Genomic DNA, 20,022 nt, shown 5'->3' with positions numbered 1-20,022 from the left:
CGCGCATGACCCCCGACCCCTACCCCCTCGCCTCAGCCCCCCCGATCGCCCAGGTCGCGCTCAAGGGCCTGTGCCCGCGCTGCGGCAAGCCCACCCTCTTCGCCAGATGGGCCGAATTCGCCGACCGCTGCTCCAATTGCGGCCTCGATTTCAGCAAGTTCAACGTCGGTGACGGCCCCGCCGCGTTCCTGACGCTGATCCTCGGCGCGATCGTCGTCGCGCTCGCGATCACGCTCGAGCTGACGCTGCACCCGCCGCTCTGGGTGCACATGCTGGTCTGGATCCCGTTCACCGCCGCGGGCGTCATCCTGTCGCTCCGCGCCGCCAAGGGTGCGCTCATGTCCGCCGAATATCGCAACGCCGCGCGCGAGGGTCGCAGCCAGCCGTGACGACCACCCGACGTTTCCCCGTCCTCCCGACGCTGCTCGTCGCGGTCGCGGTCGCGGCGATGATCGCGCTCGGCCTGTGGCAATTGCTCGACCGCCTCCCGAAAAAGGAGGCGTTCCTCGCGCAGCTCGCCGCCAACCCCGCGCGTCCGCCGATGGCGTTCCCGAGCCTCCCCGACGAGACGCTTCTGTTCCGCCGCGCGACGGGCGTCTGCCTCGAGCCGACCGCGATCCGCCTCGCCGGCGCGGGCAAGGCGGGCTTTCGCGTCATCGCCGACTGCCGCACCGGCGCCGAGGGCCCCGGCATGATCGTCCAGCTCGGCACGACGCGCGATCCGAAGCTCAAACCCCAATGGTCCGGCGGCGCGGTCTCGGGCTATATCACCCACGCCCCCGACGGCCGCTCGCTGATCGGTTCGCTGTTCGACCCGACCCCGGCGCGGCTGATGCTCGTCGCCGACACGCCGCCCGCCGGTCTCGCCCCCAACGGCAAGCCCGACCTCGACGCGGTCCCGAACAACCATCTCGCCTATGCCGGCCAGTGGTTCTTCTTCGCCGCCATCGCCGCGATCATTTATGTCCTGGCACTGGGCAGGCGCGGCAAGGTTGTGTCGAAAGCTGCGTCCCGCTAACCGGCTTGGCCATGCGTTACATCAGCACCCGCGGCTCGGCCCCCGTCCTCGATTTCGAAGCGGCGACGCTCGCCGGTCTCGCATCCGATGGCGGCCTCTACCTCCCCGAGACATGGCCGACGATGACCCGCGACGAGATCGCCGCGCTCGCCGGCCTCTCCTATGTCGACACCGCGGTCGCCGTCATGGCGCCGTTCGTCGGCGACGCGATGACCCGCGACGAGCTGAAGGCGCTCTGCGACCAGGCCTATGGCCGCTTCTCGCACGCCGCGGTCGTCCCGCTGGTCCAGCTCGACCATGACCAGTGGCTGCTCGAACTCTTCCACGGCCCGACGCTCGCGTTCAAGGACGTCGCGCTCCAGCTGCTCGGCCTCTTCTTCGAACGCTTTCTCGCGGGCACCACCAAGCGCCTGACGATCGTCGGCGCGACCAGCGGCGACACCGGCTCGGCCGCGATCGACGCGGTGGCGGGGCGCGAGGGCATCGACATCTTCATGCTCCACCCCGCCGGCCGCATCTCGGACGTGCAGCGCCGCCAGATGACGACGGTGCTCAGCCCCAATGTCTACAACATCGCGATCGAAGGCAGCTTTGACGACGCGCAGGCGCTCGTGAAGGCGATGTTCAACGACCCCGGCTTCTCCGACCGGTTCGCGCTGTCGGCGGTGAACTCGATCAACTGGGCCCGGCTGATGGCGCAGGTCGTGTACTTCTTCTACGCCGCGGTCCGCCTCGGCGCGCCCGACCGCGCGGTCGCCTTCTCCGTGCCCACGGGCAATTTCGGCGACGTCTTCGCGGGCTATGTCGCCGCCCGCATGGGCCTTCCCGTCGCGCGGCTGATCGTCGCCACCAACGTCAACGACATCCTCCACCGCGCGCTCAGCAGCGGCGACTATTCGAAGACCGGCGTCGAACAGACCCCGACCCCGTCGATGGACATCCAGGTCAGCTCGAACTTCGAACGCCTGCTGTTCGACCTCGGCGGCCGCGACGGCTCGGCGCTCGCCGCACAGATGGCAGGCTTCGAATCGTCTGGCGCGATGCGGCTCACCAACGCGCAGTCGCAGGGGGCGGCGGCGCTGTTCCAGAGCGACCGCGTCGATCTCGACGACATGACGCTCGCGATGCGCTGGGCGCATGAGCATGCCGGCCAGGTGATCGACCCGCACACCGCGATCGGCCTCGCCGCCGGGCTGCGTACCGAGGTGCCGCCCGGCACCCCCGTCGTCACGCTCGCCACCGCGCATCCCGCCAAGTTCCGCGACGCGGTCGAGCGCGCGACCGGCGTCCGGCCGTCGCTCCCCGCGCGTGTCGGCGACCTGTTCCAGCGCGAGGAGGGCTACGTCACGCTGCCTGCGACCTTCGACGCGATCACCGCATACATCGCTGACCGCGCAAAGCCGTCGGCATGAAGACGCTCGACACCCTCATCGGCGAACCCTGGGCCGATTACGGCCTGATCGATTCGGGGCACGGCAAGAAGCTCGAACGCTATGGCCGCTTCCGCTTCATCCGCCCCGAACCGCAGGCGATGTGGGCCCCCGCCTCGACCGACTGGAAGGCGCAGGGCGAGTTCGTCCCCGGCTCGGACGAGGATGGCGGCGGCCGCTGGGAATTCTCGGAACCCGTGCCCCGCGAAGGCTGGACGCTCAAATGGAACGAGGTGTCCTACACCGCGCAGACCACCCCCTTCCGCCATCTCGGCTTCTTCCCCGACATGGCGCCGGTGTGGAGCTGGATGCGTGAGCGCGTCGCCGGGCTCGACAGTCCGGAATGCATGAACCTGTTCGGCTATACCGGCGTCGGCACGCTCGCGATGGCGACCAAGGGCGTCCGCATGGTCCATGTCGATGCGTCGAAGAAATCGGTCGAGGCGGCCAAGGCCAATGCGCGGCTGTCGGGCATGGCCGACGCGCCGATCCGCTGGATGACCGACGACGCCGCCAAGTTCGTCGCGCGCGAGGTTCGTCGCGGCCGCCGCTATGACGGCATCCTGCTCGACCCGCCGAAATATGGCCGCGGTCCCGAGGGCGAGGTCTGGCGGCTCGAGGAGGATCTCCCCCGCCTCATCGCCGACTGCCGCAAGCTGCTCGACGAGAATTCGCGCTTCCTGTTCCTGACCGTCTACGCGGTCCGCATGTCCGCGCTCGCGATCGGCGAACTGCTCAACCAGGTCTTCGCCGACCTGCCCGGCAAGGTCGAAGCGGGCGAACTCGGCGTCCGCGAGGAAACCCGCGGCCTCACCCTCCCCACCGCCATCTGGGCCCGCTGGTCCCGCGACTGACGCGGGACCCGCGCGTTCCTCCTGGATCCGTTCGTGCTGAGCGAAGTCGAAGCACAAGCCCGCCCCAACCCAAACCGTTCGTGCTGAGCGAAGTCGAAGCACCAGCCCCAACACCTGCCCCAACCCCAACCTACTCCATCCCCGCCCGCATCGCCGCCCCCGCCACGAACGGCGCCCCCGCCACCAGCACGAGGCTCACCGCGCCGAGCAGCTTGAACGCCCCCGCCCCGCCGACCGGATCGAGCGCCCCCGCGCCAAAGATCAGCAACGGCACCGCGAGCGGCAGCATCACCAGCCCCGCCACCGCGCTCCCGCCGCGCAACCCGGCGACCAGCGCCCCCGTCGCGACCGCAAGCGCGGCGAGCCCCGGCGTCCCGATCGCCAGCCCGATCTCGACCCGCACCAAGGTCGCCCCCGACAGATCGAGCAACCCCGCCGCGATCACCGCCGCCAGCATCAGCGGCGGCGCGAACGCCACCCAGTGCGCGACGATCTTCGCCGCCGCGACCAGAGCCAGCGACACCCCGCGCACCCGCAACTGGTCGAGCACCCCGCTCTCCAGATCGGGCCCCACCAGCCGCTCGACCGGCAGCAAGGCCGCGAGCAACGCCGCCGCCCAGATCACCCCGCCCCCGACCCGCGCGAGCACCGCCGCATCGGGCCCGATCGCGAACGGAAACAGCACCGCGACCAGCAGGAAGAACGCGACGACCAGCGCCGCCCCGCCCCCCGCATAGCCGCGCCGCACGTCGCGCAAGGTCAGCGCCAGCATCACGCCGCCTCCTCACCCGCCAGATTGATCGTCTGCGCCCCCGGGATCGCGAGCGGCAGATGCGTCGCGGCAAGGACGATCCCGCCCGCGTCCCGGTGCCGCGCGATCAGCGCCTCGAGCCGCGCGACCGACGCCGCATCGAGCCCGTTGCCCGGCTCGTCGAGCAGCCAGATCGGCGCGCCCGACGCGACCACGCGCGCCATCGCCACCCGCCGCCGCTGCCCGGTCGACAGCATCCGCACCGGCACCACCGCCAGCGCCGCGAGCCCGACGGCATCGAGCGCCTGCGCCACCGCCGCACTATCCGCGCCGTCGAGCGCCGCCCAGAATGCGAGCCCCTCGCTTACCGTGCGCTCCGCATCCAGCGCCGCCGCCTCGGCGAGCAGCGCGATGCGCCCGGTCGCGGTCACCTCGCCCTCGGCGGGCGGCAACAGCCCCGCGGCTATCCGGATCAGGCTCGATTTGCCGACGCCGTTCGGCCCCGCGACGACCGCCGCCTCACCCGCCGCCAGCTCGAACGACACGTCGTCGAACAGCCGCCGTCCGCCGCGGTCGCAGGCGACACGGCGAAACGCCAGGCTCACGCCGCGGCGTCTTCCAGCGCATGCATGTCGTCGTCGCTCAGCCCGAAATGATGCCCGATCTCGTGGATCGTGACATGCGCGACCAGATCGTCGAGCCGCACCCCCGTCTCGATCCATTCCTCGAGGATCGCCCGCCTGTACAAGGTGATACGGTCGGGCATCGCGCCACTATCCATCGACGATTTCTCGCCCAGCGGCCGCCCCTGATACACCCCCGACAGGTCGAGCGGATGCTCGATGCCGAGCTCTGCCAGCGTCTCCTCGTCGGCGAATTCCTCGATGGCGAAGACCACGTCGCCCAGATGCACGCGAAATTCGGCGGGCAGCCGCGCGATCGTCGCGCGCCCGATCGCCTCGATCGCAGCCGCATCGGGCGCGAGCCCCTGCGTATCACCATGGATTGTCGCTTGCCCGCTCATGGCTCCAGCCATACGCGTTGGCGATCCATAGCTGCAAGGGTACGCGAATGATCGAGGCACTGAACGAGACCGAGCGGGCCGAGGCGCTCGATGGACTCGACGAGTGGGATTATGACGATGGCCGCGACGCGATCACGCGGACGATCGTGTTCGCCGATTTCGTCGAGGCATTCGGCTTCATGACTCAGGTCGCACTGATCGCCGAGCGCGCCAACCATCATCCCGAATGGAAGAATGTCTGGAACCGCGTCGAGATCCTGCTCACCACCCACGACGCCGGCGGCCTCTCCCCCCGCGACATCGAAATGGCCGAAGCGATCGACGCCATCGTCGGCGACTCCTGACCGCCGAGTCGTCATCCTGCCCCCCCCCCGTCATCCTGACGAAAGTCAGGACCCAGAGCCCCAAACGGCAACGCCCGTGACTCTGGGTCCCGGCTCAAGCCCGGAATGACGGAAGCCCCCCTACCGCTTCACACTCCGCCGCATCCGCTTGCGCAGCGACCCCGGCATCCAGCGCGCGGCGAACGCCATGCGGTGCGCGGTCTTGCCGACATAGGTGTGGACCGCGTTGCCGTGCACCGCAGCCCAGGCCGCGTCGGCGACCGCCTCGACCCCGGTCAGCTCGAGCCCCGCGCCCGTCACCGTCTCGCGGATTGACCGGTTCGATCCCCCCGCGGTCGTGTTCAGCAGCGGCGTGTCGATGAAGCTCGGCACGATCGCGCGCACCTTGATCCCGTCGCCCGCCCATTCGCCGTCGAGCGCCTCGGTGATCGCGCGCACCCCGAACTTGGTCGCCGAATAGGGCGCCAGCCCCGACGAGCCATAGATTGCCGACGCAGATGCGGTGTTGAGCAGGCACGATCCCGGCGTCCGCTTCAGATAGCCATGACCGATCTTCGCGCCGTTCAGCACGCCGACCAGGTTGACCCCGACCACCCGGTCGATCTCGGCGAAGTCGGTCGTCGCGAGCGGCCCGCCAGAGCCGATTCCGGCATTGTTGAACAGCACGTCGAGCCGCCCGCCCGTCACGGCCGTGAACGCATCGAGCGACGCCACCCACGCGTCGCGGTCGCGTACGTCCATCACATAGGTCGACGCCCCCTCGGGCAGCAGCGCCGCGGTCTCCGCCAGCCCCGCGGCGCTGACGTCGGCCAGCCCGATCCGCCAGCCCTTGCGCGCGAACAGCAAAGCGGTCGCGCGGCCGATCCCCGATCCGCCGCCGGTGATGAATATGCTCTGCTGGCTCATGGCCGATCCTCTCCGTTTGATTTTGCGGTATGTTTCCCGCATCCTGCGCCCAGATGCCAGATCAATCTCCAGCGCTCGCTTTCGAACGCGTCACCAGGGCTTACGGCGCGACGATCGCGGTCGATGCGGTCTCGCTCGAGATCGCGGGCGGCAGCTTCGTCGCGCTCGTCGGCACGTCGGGATCGGGCAAGTCGACCCTCCTCAAGACGATCAACCGCCTCGTCGAGCCGAGCGACGGCCGCGTCCTGCTCGACGGCACCGACGTCACGTACGGCCCCGCGCCCGCGCTGCGCCGCCGGGTCGGCTATGTCTTCCAGAATATCGGCCTGTTCCCGCACATGACGATCGCCGAGAACATCGCGATCGGGCTGCGCATCGCCGGCCGCGGCGACGAGGCGGATGTCGGCGCGCTGCTCGATCTCGTCGACCTGCCGCGCGGCATCGCCGGACGTCTGCCCGACGCGCTGTCGGGTGGCCAGCGCCAACGCGTCGGCATCGCCCGCGCGCTCGCGCCGGGGGCAAAGCTGCTGCTCCTCGACGAGGCGTTCGGCGCGCTCGATCCCGTCACCCGCGACGCGCTCGGCACGCGCATCCGCGAGCTGCACGACCGGCTGGGCCTCACCACCATCCTCGTCACGCACGACATGGCGGAGGCGCTGCTGCTCGCCGACCGCGTGCTCGTCATGAAGGCCGGGCAGATCGTCGCCGATGCGACCCCCGCAGCCCTCGTAGCGGGTGAGGGCGGCGACGACGCCCAGGCTTTGGTCCAGGTCCCGCGCGCGCAGGCCGACCGCCTCCGGGCGCTCGTCGCATGAGCGCGTTCCTCGACGCGCTGACCCGCGTGCCGCCGCTGCTCGCCAGTCACGTCCTGCTGTCCGCGGCGGCGCTCCTGCTCGGCATCGCGATCAGCCTGCCGCTCGCGATCTGGTCCGCGCGCAACGCCGCGGTCGCGCGCGTCGCGCTCGGTTTCGCCAGCCTCGTCCAGACGGTCCCCAGCCTCGCGCTGCTCGCGCTCTTCTATCCGCTGCTGCTCAGCCTGTCCGCGCTGGTCGGCGGCGGGATCCCGGCCTTGGGCTTCCTCCCCTCGCTGATCGCGCTAACGCTCTATGCGCTGCTGCCGATCCTGCGCAACGCGGTCGCGGGGCTGCAGGGGCTCGACCCCGCGGTGTCGCAGGCCGCCGACGCGGTCGGCATGACGCCCGCGCAGAAGCTCCGCCTCGTCGAGGCCCCGCTCGCCGCCCCCGTCGTCGTCGCCGGCATCCGCACCGCCGCGGTCTGGACGATCGGCGCGGCGACGCTGTCGACCACGGTCGGCCAGCCAAGTCTGGGCGACCTGATCTTCGCCGGGCTCCAGACGCAGAACTGGGCGCTGGTGCTTGCCGGCTGCGTCAGCGCAGCGGCGCTCGCGCTCGCGGTCGACGCACTGATCGGCGGGATCGAACAGGGCATCCGCGCACGCCGTCGCTGGCTGTGGATCGCGAGCGCCGCGCTGCTGGTCGCAGGGACCGCGCTCGCCACCGCGCCGCTCTGGCCCCGCGGCGGCGGCGGCGACCGGACGGTCGTCGTCGGCGCGAAGAACTTCTCCGAGCAATATATCCTCGCGCGGCTGATCGGCGACCGGCTGACGCGCGCGGGCTACACCGTCACCTATCGCGACGGCCTGGGCTCGGCGCTCGTCTTCGGTGCGCTCGCAGGCGGCGATATCGACGTCTATGTCGATTATGCCGGCACGATCTGGGCCAACGAGATGAAGCGCAGCGACGTGCCCGAGCGCACGAAGATGGTCGCCGATATCGGCGCTTGGGCAAAGAGCACGCACGGCGTCGGCCTGGTCGGCACGCTCGGGTTCGAGAATGCGTATGCCTTTGCGATGAAGGCGGACGTGGCGCGCCGCCAGCGCATCGCGAGCCTCGACGATCTGGTGAAGGCCGCGCCCGGCCTGACGCTCGGCAGCGACCTAGAATTCCTCGAACGCCCCGAATGGGCGGCGGTGAAACGCGCCTATCCGCTCCGCTTCGCACGCACCACGCCGTACAGCCCGACCTTCATGTACCGCGCACTGCAGAGCGGCAAGGCGGACGTCATCTCCGCCTTTTCCTCGGACGGCCGGATCGCCGCGGACAAGCTGACCGTGCTCACCGACCCGCGCCACGCGATCCCGGGCTATGACGCGATCCTGATGGTCGCCCCCGCGCGTGCGAACGACGCGCGCTTCACCGCCGCGCTCCGCCCGCTTGTTGGCCGCATCCCGGTCGAGGCGATGCGCACCGCCAACTACCAGGTCGACCGCGACACCGACAAACAGACCCCCGAAGCCGCCGCCCGCTGGCTCGCGACCAGGATTGGCCTGTAACCCCACCCGTCATCCTGACGGCCTCAGAAAAACAGCTTCCGCACGCTCAACCGCACCGTCCGCCCCAGCGGATCCAGATAATCCGGCTGATAGGTATTCGGCACCGCCCCGCTCGCATCCGTCACCCGCTGCCGCGTGTTAAACACATTGTCGACCGACAGCGTGACGCGCATCCCGCGCAGCCACGGCCGCGCCTTCACCCATTCGAGCCGCTGCCCCAGATCCGCGAACAGCCGCACGTTTGCGGTCGCCAGCCCGCCGAAATTGAGCGTCTCGGGCGCCGCCGCGGTCCCGCCATCGACCCGCGTGCCCTCCGCGTAATTCGCCGACAGCCGCGCGCCGAGCCCATTGTTGCTATACCCCGCCTGCGCCTCGAGGCTGTGCCGCGCCGACCCGCCATTATTACCGATCGCATCGCCGTCGAGCAGGTTCAGGCTCGGCCCGCCCTCCGCCACCAGCACGCGGTCGGTAAAGCGCCAGGTGTGATACAGCGCGAACTGGACGCGCCCGCCGCCCTGCCCGCGCCCGCGACGCCCGAAGCCGCCGCCCCCGCCGCCCGGACCGCCCGGGCCACCGCCGCCGCGTCCCTCACCCGGCCCGGCGCCTTCGCCCCGCGGTCCTTCGCCCCGCGGTCCTTCACCCCGCCCGCCTTCACCCCGCGGCCGCCCGCCGCCCGGCGGCTGCATCCCGGCAAACGGATTGGGCCCCGTCCCCGCGCGAAACGCCTCAAGCTCGCGCTGGATCTTCGACTTCAGCGGCGCGGAGAAATTGATCCCCCAGCGCAGTTCGGAGCGTTCGCTGCGCGCGAAGTTGATCGGCCGCCGGTCGACCTGCAACAGTGCGCCCGTCGCATCGCGGACGAACCGGTCGGGAAATGCCGCCTCGATCGCCGCGGTCGCGGCCGGGAAGGCGGCGATCGGATTGTCGGTCCGGCTGTCGACATAATTGGCGGTCAGCGTGACCTCGCGCCCCGCCCAGGGCTTCACCGTCAGCCCCAGCTTGGTCACGCGGTTATTGTCCGCGCTCAGCCCGGGATTGCCGCCGCTGATCGTGGTGACGGTCGCGGTCGTGCCCTGGACATAATCGAACACGCGGACATTGGGCGTCGTGATCGACGGATTGCCCAGCTGCTGCGCGGTCGGCGCCTGGTCGGTGTCGGTCACCGACGCGATCAGCCGCACCGCCGGGATCGGCGCCCAGTTCGCACCGTAACCAAGCGTGGTCAGCGTGCCGAAATCCGACAAATGATCCTGCGCCAGGTTGAAGTTCGCCGACAGCGTGCCGAGGAACGGCAGCACCCCCTTAGACCGGCTCGCGATCGGCAGGTCGACATTGACCTGGCCGTTGACCGTGTCGCGCGCCACCTGCCCGCGCTGCGCGAACCCGCCGCGATCCGACCGGCTGTCGAAATCGGCGGTCTCCGCCCCCAGCTTCAGCGTCGTCGACACGTCGCCCGCGGGCAGCGCGAACAGCCGGCCATTGGCGACCGCGTCGATCCCGCCGATGCTCTGCGTCGCATAGGCGCGGTTGCCCGCCGCCGCGCCGATATCCGCCGCAGTCAGCGCACCCAGCGGCACCGCGGTCGGATCGCCCGCCGCCAGCCGCGCATTGAACGCACTCGCATCGACGCCGGTGTCGGTGAAGGTCTGCGTATCGCTGCGATCGTAATTGCCCGTCACCGTCCAGCGCCACGTGCCGACATCGCCGTTCAGCGTTGTGCCCAGATGCGCCGCGATCGACGACGCGCGCTGCGCCAGCGGCAGGAAGCCCGGATCGTCGAGCGCACGGTTGATCACGCTCCCGTCCGCCAGCGTCAGCGCCGCGACGGGCAGGCCGTTCAGGCTGCGGCTGTCGGTCGATTCGAGCCGTCCGTTGATCGTCGCGCCGACATTGCCGAAGATGTTGCGCGCATAGACGCTGTTCGCGGTGAAGGTACTCGTCTGGCCCTGCAGCGTGCGGAACGGCGTCGGATCGACGACCGTGCCGCCCGCTCCCACCGCCCCGCTGCCGTTGCCCCCCGCGATCGGCACGATGTCGCGCTCCGCCTCGGTCAGCGCCGAACTCGTCGCATATTCGGCATGCAGGTTGACCCGCCGGTCGCGCGCGATCGTCAGCAGGTCGAGCTTGGCCTGCGGCGTGTTCGTCCCCCCCTCGGTCGGCATCCGGTCGATCGCCTCCGCGGTCACCGCGCGAAAGCGGCGGCGCAGCACGAAGTTCACGACCTTCTGATCCGCGCGATAGCCATATTTCAGCGCGACCTCCTCGGGCAGGATCTCGACGCGCTGGATCGCCTCGGTCGGGATGTCGCGGATTTCGGAAAAGCTCGAGATGCGCCGCCCGTTGAGCAGCACCACCGGCGCACCCCCGCTGCCGCGCCCGCTCGTCGTCTGCGGGCTGAGTTCGGCGAGCAGGTCGGACACCGAGCTGACGCCGTAGGAGCGGATGTCCGCCTGCCCCAAGGTCTGATCGGGCGGAATGTCGCCGACCACCGATCCGGGCAGCTTGCGCGATCCGGTGACGACGATCTCCTCGCCCTCGACGCTATCCTCCGGCTCGGCTGCAGCGCCGTCCGTCTGCGCGCCCTCTGTCGCCGGCACCGGCGCAGGCGCCTGTTGCGCCGCCGCCATCGCCGGCAGGCTCACCGCCAGCATCAAACCCAGTGTACGCATAACCCTGATATCCCATCGACCTGACCCCGGCACCTAGGGGCCAATTGTCGCAGGATTATGCCGCTTCACCGCGCCGCGTCGGTCGGTCCGGCCATGATTCCGGCGGCCCCGACGGCGGGCGGCGTCCCGATCAGCTCCATCCGCGTCGTCGTCGCGCCAAGATCGATCCCCGCCTCGCGGAACTGGCGCAACAGCGTGAACAGCAGCGCGCTGCGCACCGGATAGGCATCGCGCGGGCTCGCGACATAGGCGAAGCAGTTGAGCTTCGCGCGGCCACCATCGACCGAATCGATGAACACCTTCACCTCGGGATCGTCGAGCACCTCGCTCTGGTCGGCAAAGGCGGTGAACAGCATCGTCCGCACCGCGTCGAGATCGCTCTCGATCGGCACCGAGAATTGCAGCTGGATCCGCCCGATCGGCGCGGCCAGCGTCATGTTCTGGATCGTCTTGGTGATCAGCTCCGAATTGGGGACGATCAGCGTCGATCGGTCGGCGACCTGGATCTCGGTCGACCGGACGTTGATCCGCTTGACGTCGCCCTCCTGGTTGCCGATCCGCACCCAGTCGCCGATCTTGACCGGCCGCTCGGCGAGCAGGATCAGCCCCGACACGAAATTCTGCGTGATCGCCTGCAGGCCGAAGCCGATGCCCACCGACAGCGCGCCGAGCACCACCGCGAGCTTCTCCATCCCGATGCCAAGCGCGGCGAGCGCCCACAGCACCGCGGCGATGATCCCCGCATAGCGCGCGACCATCGTCACCGAATTCTGCGCACCCGCATCCATCGCGGTCGTCGGCAGATAGCTGTTGACCAGCCAGTGCTGCAGCCCGCGCATGATCGCCAGCGCTACGAACAGCACCGCGATCGACCGCAGCACCGCGCCAGGCGATATCGTGATCTCGCCGACCGTGATCCCGCCCGCAAGCGTCCCGAACAGCTCGAACACCGACGTCACGCCCGCCCCGAACGGCGCCATCACCGCGCCGAACGCCAGCATGATCAGCATCAGCCGCAGCACCGCCGACAGCAGGACGCCGATCTGGTCGACCGTCCGGTTGCCGACGCCGAAGCCGCTGTTCGCGCTGCGCCCGATCCGGTTGCTGCTCGACAGCGCGGCGCGGCAGGCGTCGTCGGTGAAGGTCATCATCAGGTACAGCGTCGCGCCGACGATCGCCCCCCACACCATCCACTGCGCGGTCTTCAGCGCGAAATTGACGTATCCGGTCAGCGTCGCGACGAACGCGACCAGCACCGCCAGCCACACGACCAGCGCGACGATCGCGAGCAGGCTGTTGCGGGCGGGCTTCTCGGGATCGGGCTGGGCCGCCGCCCTCAGCCGCCCGAGCGCGACCAGCACGCCGGCGATCAGCGCCAGGTGGAGCAGCGCGATCAGCGCGTTCGCCGCGGTCGACGCCGCCGCACTCGCGCCGACCAGCGCGTTGGCGGTGATCAGCAGCTGGCCGAAGAACACCAACCCCGCCGCTGCCCAGGTGAAGGGGCGCAGCGTCTGCGCCGCGCTGTCGCCGATCGGCAACAGCCGCCAGCTCGGCTGCGCGCGCAGCAGCAACGCGCCGCCCAACGCCGACAGGAAGGCCGCAAAGAACGACAATCCGACAAAACGCGTCGCGATCTGGTCGAACGCGGGCGACAGCAGGGCGGACCAGCGCAGCGACTGGACGAACGCCAGCGCGGCGAATCCGGGCAACATCGTGCCGATCACCACCAGCCACAGCGCATAGGCGGACCGCCGGATCCGCCCGCCCGGCGCATGATCGGTCGCATAGCCGCGCCCCAGCCGGTGGAGCGCACCGCGCACCGGCACGAGCAGCACCAGTGCGGCGAGCAGCCCGGTCAGCGCGATCATCGCCGCCTGCATGTCGAACCGCTGGACGAACTGGCGCGCGCCGGTCGCCGCGAACCGGTTCAGCCGCGCCGTGTCGCGCGGCAGGTGATCGATGATCGCGGTCCACAGCGTCGGCGACAGCGGCGACGCGCTGCGCTCGGACAATTGCTGGCCCAGCTCCTCCGCCTCGGCCGCACCGATATCGTCGATCTGCTGCTTGGCCTCGACCCCGATCAGCCGCGCGCGCTTGATCGCCGAATCGATCGCCGACTGGCTCTGCGCGAGCAATCGGCGCTGCTGGCGGATCTCGGGCGCCTCGACCACCCCCGGCGTCGCCGCGCCCAGCTCGGTCACCCGCGCCTGGACCAGCGCCATTTCGGGCGTCAGCACCCGCACCGCCTCCGCCGCGGTCGCCTGCACCGCCTCCGCCCGCGTCCGCAACGCCTGCCGCGCCGCATCATCACGCGCCTCGACCGCCGCATCGTCGACCGCCTGCAACTCCGCCGACGCCCGCGTCAGCCCCGCCGCCACCGAGGCCACTTTCGCCTCGTCCTGCGCCAGGGCAGGCACAGCGGACACGAGCAGCAGCAACGCGGCGAAATAGCGCAAAACGATCATCCGCCCGGCTCTACAGCGTCACAGCCAAAAACGGGAGAGCCCGCCGCCATGGCCCGCCCTCCCTACACACCACCCCGGCGAAGGCCGGGGCCCAGATGGGAAGGCTCGAGTAACGACGCGCAGCATCAGCCCAGCCGCGTCCCCCAATTGGGCCCCGGCCTCCGCCGGGGTGGCGTAAGATTCGGTAACCCCACCCCACCCCGGCGAAGGCCGGGGCCCAGATGGGAAGGCTCGAGTAACGACGCGCAGCGCTAGCCTAGCCACCTCCCCCAACTGGACCCCGGCCTCCGCCGGGGTGGTGGAGCCCTTGTTCTCCCGCGAAGGCGGGAGCCCAGCCTGGGTCCCCGCCTTCGCGGGGACACAAGGCCCACCCTCACGAAAACCGCAACGCCTATTCCAGCTCCAGGATCACCTGATCCACCGCCAGGCTGTCGCCCGCCGCCGCCGACACCGACTTCACCACGCCGGTCTTCTCCGCGCGCAGGATATTCTCCATCTTCATCGCCTCGACCACCGCGAGCGCCTGCCCCGCCTCGACCCGGTCCCCCGCCGCGACATCGAGCCGCACCAGCAGCCCCGGCATCGGGCAGATCAGGAATTTCGACAGATCGGGCGCGACCTTCTCGATCAGGTGCGCGGTATAGGGCGCGACCCGCGCGGGCAGCACGCGCGCGACATGGCTCGCGCCGCGCGTCGTCAGCCTGAACCCGGCACGCGCCTTCGCGATCCGGATCGTCAGATGCTCGTCGCCCTCGACCATCACCATCCGGTCCCCCGGCGTATATTCGAGCGACAGGTCGAGCGCTTCGCCATCGACCGAAATCCCGTCGGTCGACACGCGCACGCGGTGATCGGTCCCGCCGATCGTCACCACCCAGTCCGCAGGCGGCCGCAACCGCCGCCCGAGCTGCCCGTCGATCCGCCGCGCGCGGTCGGCTTCTGCCGTCGCGGCAAAGGCGGCAACCGCGGCCAGCGTCGTCAGCAACGCCGCATCCGCGGGCGCGCCGTGGAACCCGTCGGGATATTCCTCGGCGATGAACCCGGTCGTCAGCGCCCCCGACTGGAAGCGCGGATGCTGCATGATCGCCGACAGGAAATCGATGTTGTTCCCCGGCCCCTCGAGCTCGAACGCGTCGAGCGCCGCGATCTGCGCCGCGACCGCCCCCTCGCGCGTCGGCGCCCAGGTGATCAACTTGGCGATCATCGGGTCATAGAACATGCTGACCTCGCCCCCCTCGCGCACGCCATCGTCGACACGGACGCGGGGTTCGGCGGAATCCACATCCCCTCCCCCGTTCGTGCTGAGCGAAGTCGAAGCACCCTCGCTCAGGGCGAACGGGAGAGGCGGATTATACCGCACCAGCCGCCCGATGCTCGGCAGGAACCCGCGATACGGATCCTCCGCATAGACCCGGTTCTCGATCGACCAGCCGTTCAGCTTCACCTCGTCCTGCGCGAACCCCAGCGGCTCGCCCGCCGCGACCCGGATCATCAGCTCGACCAGATCGAGCCCGGTAATCTCCTCGGTCACCGGATGCTCGACCTGGAGCCGCGTGTTCATCTCGAGGAAGTAGAACCCCTCGCCGCTCGTATCCGCGCCCGACACGATCAGCTCGACCGTCCCGGCCGAATAATAGCCGACCGCCCGCGCCAGCGCGACCGCCTGCTCGCCCATGGCTTTGCGCATCTTCGGCGTCACGAACGGCGACGGGGCTTCCTCGACGACCTTCTGGTGCCGCCGCTGGATCGAGCATTCGCGCTCGTTGAGATAGACGATGTTGCCATGCTGGTCGCCGATCAGCTGGATCTCGATATGCCGCGGGCTTTCGATGAACTTCTCGATGAACACGCGGTCGTCGCCGAACGACGCCAGCCCCTCGCGCTTGGTCGCCTCGAAGCCCTCGCGGACGTCCTGCTCGCTGTACGCCAGCCGCATGCCCTTGCCGCCGCCGCCCGCCGACGCCTTCATCATCACCGGATAGCCGATGTCGCCCGCGATCCGCACCGCCTCGTCGGTGTCCGCGATCTCGCCCAGATAGCCCGGCACGACGTTGACGCCCGCCGCCTTGGCGAGCTTCTTCGATTCGATCTTGTCGCCCATCGCCGCGATCGCAGCGGGCGGCGGCCCGACGAACGCGATCCCCGCCTCGGCACACGCCCGCGCGAAGCTCTCGCGCTCGGACAGGAAGCCGTAACCCGGATGGATACAGTCCGCGCCCGTCTCCTTCGCCGCCAGCAGGATCAGCTCGGCCTTGAGATAGCTCTCCGCCGCGGGCGCTGGTCCCAGCCGCACGCTCTCGTCCGCCATCAGCACGTGCGGGCTGCGCACATCGGCGTCGGAATAGACCGCGACGGTCTTGATCCCCATCGCCTTGGCGGTGCGCATCACGCGGCATGCGATCTCGCCGCGATTGGCGACCAGGATTTTCTTGAACATCTCTCGCCCTAAACTGTGCCGTCTCCCCGGCTTGGCGCCGGGTGCGGACGTGTATTTACTGGTACCAGATCATCGATTTGAGCTGCGCGGTCCGTGCCTTGGTCAGGCCGGTGCGACAGCCGGCGATCGTCATCCCCTGCGCCGACCCGCCGGCATATTGCCCGCCCTCGATCACGCATTGCGTGTCGCGGAACTTCAGCCACGCGCGCTGGCTTTCGAGCAGCGATCCCGCAAACCCGAAGCCACCGCCACGCGACGTGTCCTGCGCATCGCGCCGCTTCATATAGGCGTAGGTCCGCTTCCACTGCGCGGTCATCGCCGCGTCCGCCTGCGCATAGCTGCTGCCCGCGGACCGGGTCATCTGCGCCTGCGCCTGCGACTGGGGCTGCATCGGCGCGGCGGCGATCAGCAGTGCGATCAGCAGCATGTCTTGGCCTCGCGCATCGGTTCGGCACCCGTCATCGGCGTCATGCCGAGCTTCGCCAGCAACGCCGCATCCGCGCTGTCGCCCGCATTGCCCGTCGTCAGCAGCGTGTCGCCGGTAAAGATCGAATTCGCCCCCGCCATGAAGCACAAAGCCTGGGTCGCCTCGGACATGCTCTCGCGTCCCGCGGACAGCCGCACCATGCTCAGCGGCATCGTGATCCGCGCGACCGCGACGGTCCGCACGAACTCGATATCGTCGATCTTCGCGAGCGGCGTGTCGGCGAGCATGTTGCCGAGCACCGTCCCCTTGACCGGCACCAGCGCGTTCACCGGCACGCTCTCGGGATGCCGCGGCAGCGTGGCGAGCGCATGGACGAAGCCGACGCGGTCGCTGCGCGTCTCGCCCATCCCGACGATCCCGCCGCAGCACACCGATATGCCCGCATCGCGCACGTTGGCCAGCGTCTCCAGCCGGTCCTCGAAGGTCCGCGTGGTGATGACGTTGCCGTAATTCTCCGGCGAGGTGTCGATATTGTGGTTGTAGTAATCGAGCCCCGCATCGGCGAGCTGCTTTGCCTGATCCGCGTCGAGCATCCCGAGCGTCATGCACGTCTCCAGCCCCATCGCGCGCACGCCCTCGACCATCGCGACGACCTTCGGCATGTCGCGCGGCTTAGGGTTGCGCCACGCAGCGCCCATGCAGAACCGCTGCGATCCCGCCGCCTTGGCGTGCGCGGCGTCGGCGAGGACGGCATCGACGTCCATCAGCTTTTCCGCCTTCAGCTGCGTGTCCGCGCTCGCCGACTGCGAACAATAGCCGCAATCCTCGGGGCACCCGCCGGTCTTGATCGACAGCAAAGTGCACAGCTGCACCTCGCTCACCGCATGATGCGCCCGGTGCACGGTCTGCGCCCGGTACATGAGTGCGTCGAACGGCAGGTCGAACAACGCCGCGATCTCCGCCCGCGTCCAGTCGGTCCTTGTGCCGTTCCCCGGCGAAGGCCGGGGTCCAGTTGGAGAGGTCGACGTAACGGAGGACTGTACGTCGTCACGACCGGCGCCCAACTGGGCCCCGGCCTTCGCCGGGGAAGTATCTTCGAGACTGTTCAGCATTATTCTGCGGCTTCCTCTTGCGGGCCCATATTATGGCCGAGGAGCTTCAACACGTCCTCGGCGGCCTGGATCAGGTTGGTGCCGGGTCCGAAGATCGCCTGGACCCCGGCATCACGCAGCGCCTGATAGTCCTGTGCAGGAATAACGCCACCCGCGATCACCTTGATATCCGCGCGTCCCGCCTCGCGCAGGTGGCCGATCAGCTCGGGGATCAGCGTCTTGTGCCCCGCCGCGAGACTCGACGCGCCGACCACGTCAACGTCCTTGGCCAGCGCCAGCGCGGCGACCTCCGCCGGGGTCTGGAACAGCGCCCCCGGCACGATCTCGAACCCCAGATCGCCGAACATCGACGAGACGAGATTGGCGCCGCGGTCATGCCCGTCCTGCCCCATCTTGGCGACCAGCATGCGGGGCTTGCGTCCCAGCCGCCGCTCGGTCGCTTCGACCCCGTCGGTCAGCCGCGTCCAGCGCGCATCGTCCTCATACGCGCCGCCATAGACGCCCGACACCGGCGTCGGCTGCGTGCCATAGCGCCCGAACACATCCTCCATCGCCGACGAGATTTCGCCGAGCGTCGCCCGCGCCCGCGCACACTCGACCGCGAGCGCGAGCAGGTTCTCCGACCCCTTCGCGCCCTCGCGCAGCGCATCCAGCGCGGCCCGGCACGCCTCCTCGTCGCGCGTCGCCTTCACCCGCGCGATCCGCTCGACCTGCCCGGCGCGCACCGCGACATTGTCGACGTCGAGGATCTCGATCGCGTCCTGTTCGGCAAGCTTGTACTTGTTCACCCCGACGATCACGTCCTCGCCGCGATCGACACGCGCCTGGCGTCCCGCGGCGGCTTCCTCGATCATCGCCTTGGGCCAGCCCGCCGCGACCGCCTTCGCCATCCCGCCCTCGGCCTGGATCCGCTCGATCAGCGTCCACGCCCCGTCGACCAGGCTCTGCGTCAGGCTCTCGACATAGTAACTGCCGCCGAGCGGATCGACGACCTTGGTCATCCCCGTCTCTTCCTGCAGCACGATCTGCGTGTTGCGCGCGATCCGCGCGGAAAAGTCGGTCGGCAGCGCGATCGCCTCGTCGAGCGCGTTGGTGTGGAGCGACTGCGTGCCCCCCAGCATCGCCGCCATCGCCTCGATCGTCGTGCGCATGACGTTGTTGTACGGGTCCTGCTCGGTCAGCGACACGCCCGACGTCTGGCAATGCGTGCGCAGCATCTTCGACCGCTCGTCCTGCGCGCCCAGCTCCGTCATCGCGCGGTGCCACAGCACGCGCGCGGCGCGCAGCTTGGCGATCTCCATGAAGAAGTTCATGCCGATCGCGAAGAAGAACGACAGCCGCCCCGCGAACTTGTCGATGTCGAGCCCGCTCGCGACGCCGTATTTCACATATTCCATGCCGTCGGCGATCGTGAAGGCGAGCTCGTGGAGCTGCGTCGCCCCCGCCTCCTGCATGTGATAGCCGCTAATCGAGATGCTGTTGAACTTGGGCATCTCGCGGCTGGTATAGCCGAAAATGTCCGAGATGATCCGCATGCTCGGCTCGGGCGGGTAGATGTAGGTGTTGCGGACCATGAACTCCTTGAGGATGTCGTTCTGGATGGTCCCGTCGAGCAGGTGCCGGGGCACGCCCTGCTCCTCGCCCGCGACGATGAAGAAGGCGAGGATCGGGATCACCGCGCCGTTCATCGTCATGCTGACCGACATCTTGTCGAGCGGGATGCCGTCGAACAGGATCTTCATGTCCTCGACGCTGTCGATCGCGACGCCGGCCTTGCCGACATCGCCCGTCACGCGCGGATGGTCGCTGTCATAGCCGCGGTGCGTGGCCAGATCGAACGCGACCGAGAGCCCCTTCTGCCCCGCGGCAAGATTCCGCCTGTAGAACGCGTTCGACGCCTCCGCGGTCGAGAACCCCGCATATTGCCGGATCGTCCACGGCCGCCCCGCATACATCGACGCCCGCACCCCACGCGTGAACGGCGCGAACCCGGGGAGGCCGGGGTCGGCGGTCACGTCCGCCGCGGTATAGAGCGGCTTGACGTCGATGCCTTCGGGGGTCGCCCAGGTGAGATCAGCGCCCTTCACCTCCTTGGCAGCAGCAGCCTCCCACTCGGCAAGCGTCGGATTCGGTTTGTCAGTCATACTCTAGTTCCCCGGCGAAGGCCGGGGCCCAGCCCTAAAATAAATCGCGCGCGGCAGCGCGTTCGATGCTGCGCATCGAGCCTGGGCC

Annotated in this window: 17 protein-coding genes; 7 read left to right on the top strand and 10 right to left on the bottom strand. The window is 69.5% G+C overall.

Annotated elements, in window-relative coordinates:
• The first annotated feature begins 5 nt into the window (after nt 1-5).
• From SOM18_RS14395 to SOM18_RS14380, 4 genes are read left to right on the top strand one after another with little or no spacing between them, the layout of a single operon-like run.
• Nucleotides 6-389: a DUF983 domain-containing protein gene (locus SOM18_RS14395; RefSeq protein WP_031441783.1), complete on the top strand. Its 384-nt coding sequence runs from the start codon at nt 6-8 to the stop codon at nt 387-389.
• Complete coding sequence (locus SOM18_RS14390; protein WP_031441782.1) at nt 386-1,018, top strand: SURF1 family cytochrome oxidase biogenesis protein; 633 nt, start codon at nt 386-388, stop codon at nt 1,016-1,018. Before SOM18_RS14395 ends, SOM18_RS14390 begins: the two co-directional genes overlap by 4 nt.
• Before the next feature lie 11 nt (nt 1,019-1,029).
• The gene (thrC, locus tag SOM18_RS14385) at nt 1,030-2,430 is read left to right on the top strand and encodes a threonine synthase (protein WP_031441781.1); all 1,401 of its coding nucleotides are present in this window, start codon (nt 1,030-1,032) and stop codon (nt 2,428-2,430) included.
• Nucleotides 2,427-3,302: a class I SAM-dependent methyltransferase gene (locus SOM18_RS14380; protein WP_056017567.1), complete on the top strand. Its 876-nt coding sequence runs from the start codon at nt 2,427-2,429 to the stop codon at nt 3,300-3,302. The genes thrC and SOM18_RS14380 overlap by 4 nt, the downstream gene beginning before the upstream one ends.
• 130 nt (nt 3,303-3,432) lie before the next feature.
• Here SOM18_RS14380 and SOM18_RS14375 read toward each other — a convergent pair whose 3' ends face one another.
• From SOM18_RS14375 to SOM18_RS14365, 3 genes are read right to left on the bottom strand one after another with little or no spacing between them, the layout of a single operon-like run.
• Complete coding sequence (locus SOM18_RS14375) at nt 3,433-4,074, bottom strand: heme exporter protein CcmB (protein ID WP_320481858.1); 642 nt, start codon at nt 4,072-4,074, stop codon at nt 3,433-3,435.
• Complete coding sequence (ccmA, locus tag SOM18_RS14370; protein ID WP_320481857.1) at nt 4,074-4,658, bottom strand: heme ABC exporter ATP-binding protein CcmA; 585 nt, start codon at nt 4,656-4,658, stop codon at nt 4,074-4,076. Before ccmA ends, SOM18_RS14375 begins: the two co-directional genes overlap by 1 nt.
• The gene (locus SOM18_RS14365; protein WP_234387565.1) at nt 4,655-5,077 is read right to left on the bottom strand and encodes a metallopeptidase family protein; all 423 of its coding nucleotides are present in this window, start codon (nt 5,075-5,077) and stop codon (nt 4,655-4,657) included. Before SOM18_RS14365 ends, ccmA begins: the two co-directional genes overlap by 4 nt.
• 47 nt (nt 5,078-5,124) lie before the next feature.
• Here SOM18_RS14365 and SOM18_RS14360 point away from each other — a divergent pair, with 47 nt between their 5' ends.
• On the top strand, nt 5,125-5,421 hold the full coding sequence (locus SOM18_RS14360) for a 4a-hydroxytetrahydrobiopterin dehydratase (RefSeq protein ID WP_031394518.1): 297 nt from the start codon (nt 5,125-5,127) through the stop codon (nt 5,419-5,421).
• 120 nt (nt 5,422-5,541) lie between these two features.
• Here the strand turns inward: SOM18_RS14360 and SOM18_RS14355 are convergent, their stop codons facing one another.
• Nucleotides 5,542-6,327, bottom strand: coding sequence for an SDR family oxidoreductase (locus tag SOM18_RS14355; protein ID WP_031440926.1), 786 nt, complete (start codon nt 6,325-6,327; stop codon nt 5,542-5,544).
• Nucleotides 6,328-6,380: 53 nt separating this feature from the next.
• Here SOM18_RS14355 and SOM18_RS14350 point away from each other — a divergent pair, with 53 nt between their 5' ends.
• Both SOM18_RS14350 and SOM18_RS14345 read left to right on the top strand, forming a co-directional pair.
• Nucleotides 6,381-7,142 carry an ATP-binding cassette domain-containing protein gene (locus SOM18_RS14350; RefSeq protein ID WP_031440927.1) on the top strand — a complete coding sequence of 254 codons (762 nt, stop codon included), beginning with the start codon at nt 6,381-6,383 and terminating at the stop codon, nt 7,140-7,142.
• Nucleotides 7,139-8,680: an ABC transporter permease/substrate-binding protein gene (locus SOM18_RS14345; RefSeq protein ID WP_031440928.1), complete on the top strand. Its 1,542-nt coding sequence runs from the start codon at nt 7,139-7,141 to the stop codon at nt 8,678-8,680. The genes SOM18_RS14350 and SOM18_RS14345 overlap by 4 nt, the downstream gene beginning before the upstream one ends.
• A gap of 23 nt (nt 8,681-8,703) precedes the next feature.
• Here the strand turns inward: SOM18_RS14345 and SOM18_RS14340 are convergent, their stop codons facing one another.
• From SOM18_RS14340 to scpA, 6 genes are all read right to left on the bottom strand, one after another.
• A complete protein-coding gene (locus tag SOM18_RS14340) occupies nt 8,704-11,349 on the bottom strand; it encodes a TonB-dependent receptor (RefSeq protein WP_320481856.1) in 2,646 nt (881 codons plus the stop codon).
• Between the two features lie 65 nt (nt 11,350-11,414).
• A complete protein-coding gene (locus SOM18_RS14335; protein WP_320481855.1) occupies nt 11,415-13,814 on the bottom strand; it encodes a DUF3772 domain-containing protein in 2,400 nt (799 codons plus the stop codon).
• 391 nt (nt 13,815-14,205) lie between these two features.
• Complete coding sequence (locus SOM18_RS14330) at nt 14,206-16,251, bottom strand: acetyl/propionyl/methylcrotonyl-CoA carboxylase subunit alpha (protein ID WP_320481854.1); 2,046 nt, start codon at nt 16,249-16,251, stop codon at nt 14,206-14,208.
• A gap of 55 nt (nt 16,252-16,306) precedes the next feature.
• The gene (locus tag SOM18_RS14325; RefSeq protein ID WP_031441847.1) at nt 16,307-16,678 is read right to left on the bottom strand and encodes a lysozyme inhibitor LprI family protein; all 372 of its coding nucleotides are present in this window, start codon (nt 16,676-16,678) and stop codon (nt 16,307-16,309) included.
• Complete coding sequence (gene bioB, locus SOM18_RS14320) at nt 16,669-17,790, bottom strand: biotin synthase BioB (protein WP_081874431.1); 1,122 nt, start codon at nt 17,788-17,790, stop codon at nt 16,669-16,671. The genes SOM18_RS14325 and bioB overlap by 10 nt, the downstream gene beginning before the upstream one ends.
• Nucleotides 17,790-19,934, bottom strand: coding sequence for a methylmalonyl-CoA mutase (gene scpA, locus SOM18_RS14315; RefSeq protein ID WP_031441845.1), 2,145 nt, complete (start codon nt 19,932-19,934; stop codon nt 17,790-17,792). Before scpA ends, bioB begins: the two co-directional genes overlap by 1 nt.
• Nucleotides 19,935-20,022: the final 88 nt, after the last annotated feature.

Origin of the sequence: Sphingomonas sp. CFBP9019 (genome assembly GCF_034045155.1) — a bacterium.
In the GTDB taxonomy this organism is placed as follows: Bacteria; Pseudomonadota; Alphaproteobacteria; order Sphingomonadales; family Sphingomonadaceae; genus Sphingomonas; species Sphingomonas aerolata.
The sequence above is the reverse complement of the archived record's forward strand: the minus strand, read 5'-3'. Positions and strand labels throughout refer to the sequence as shown.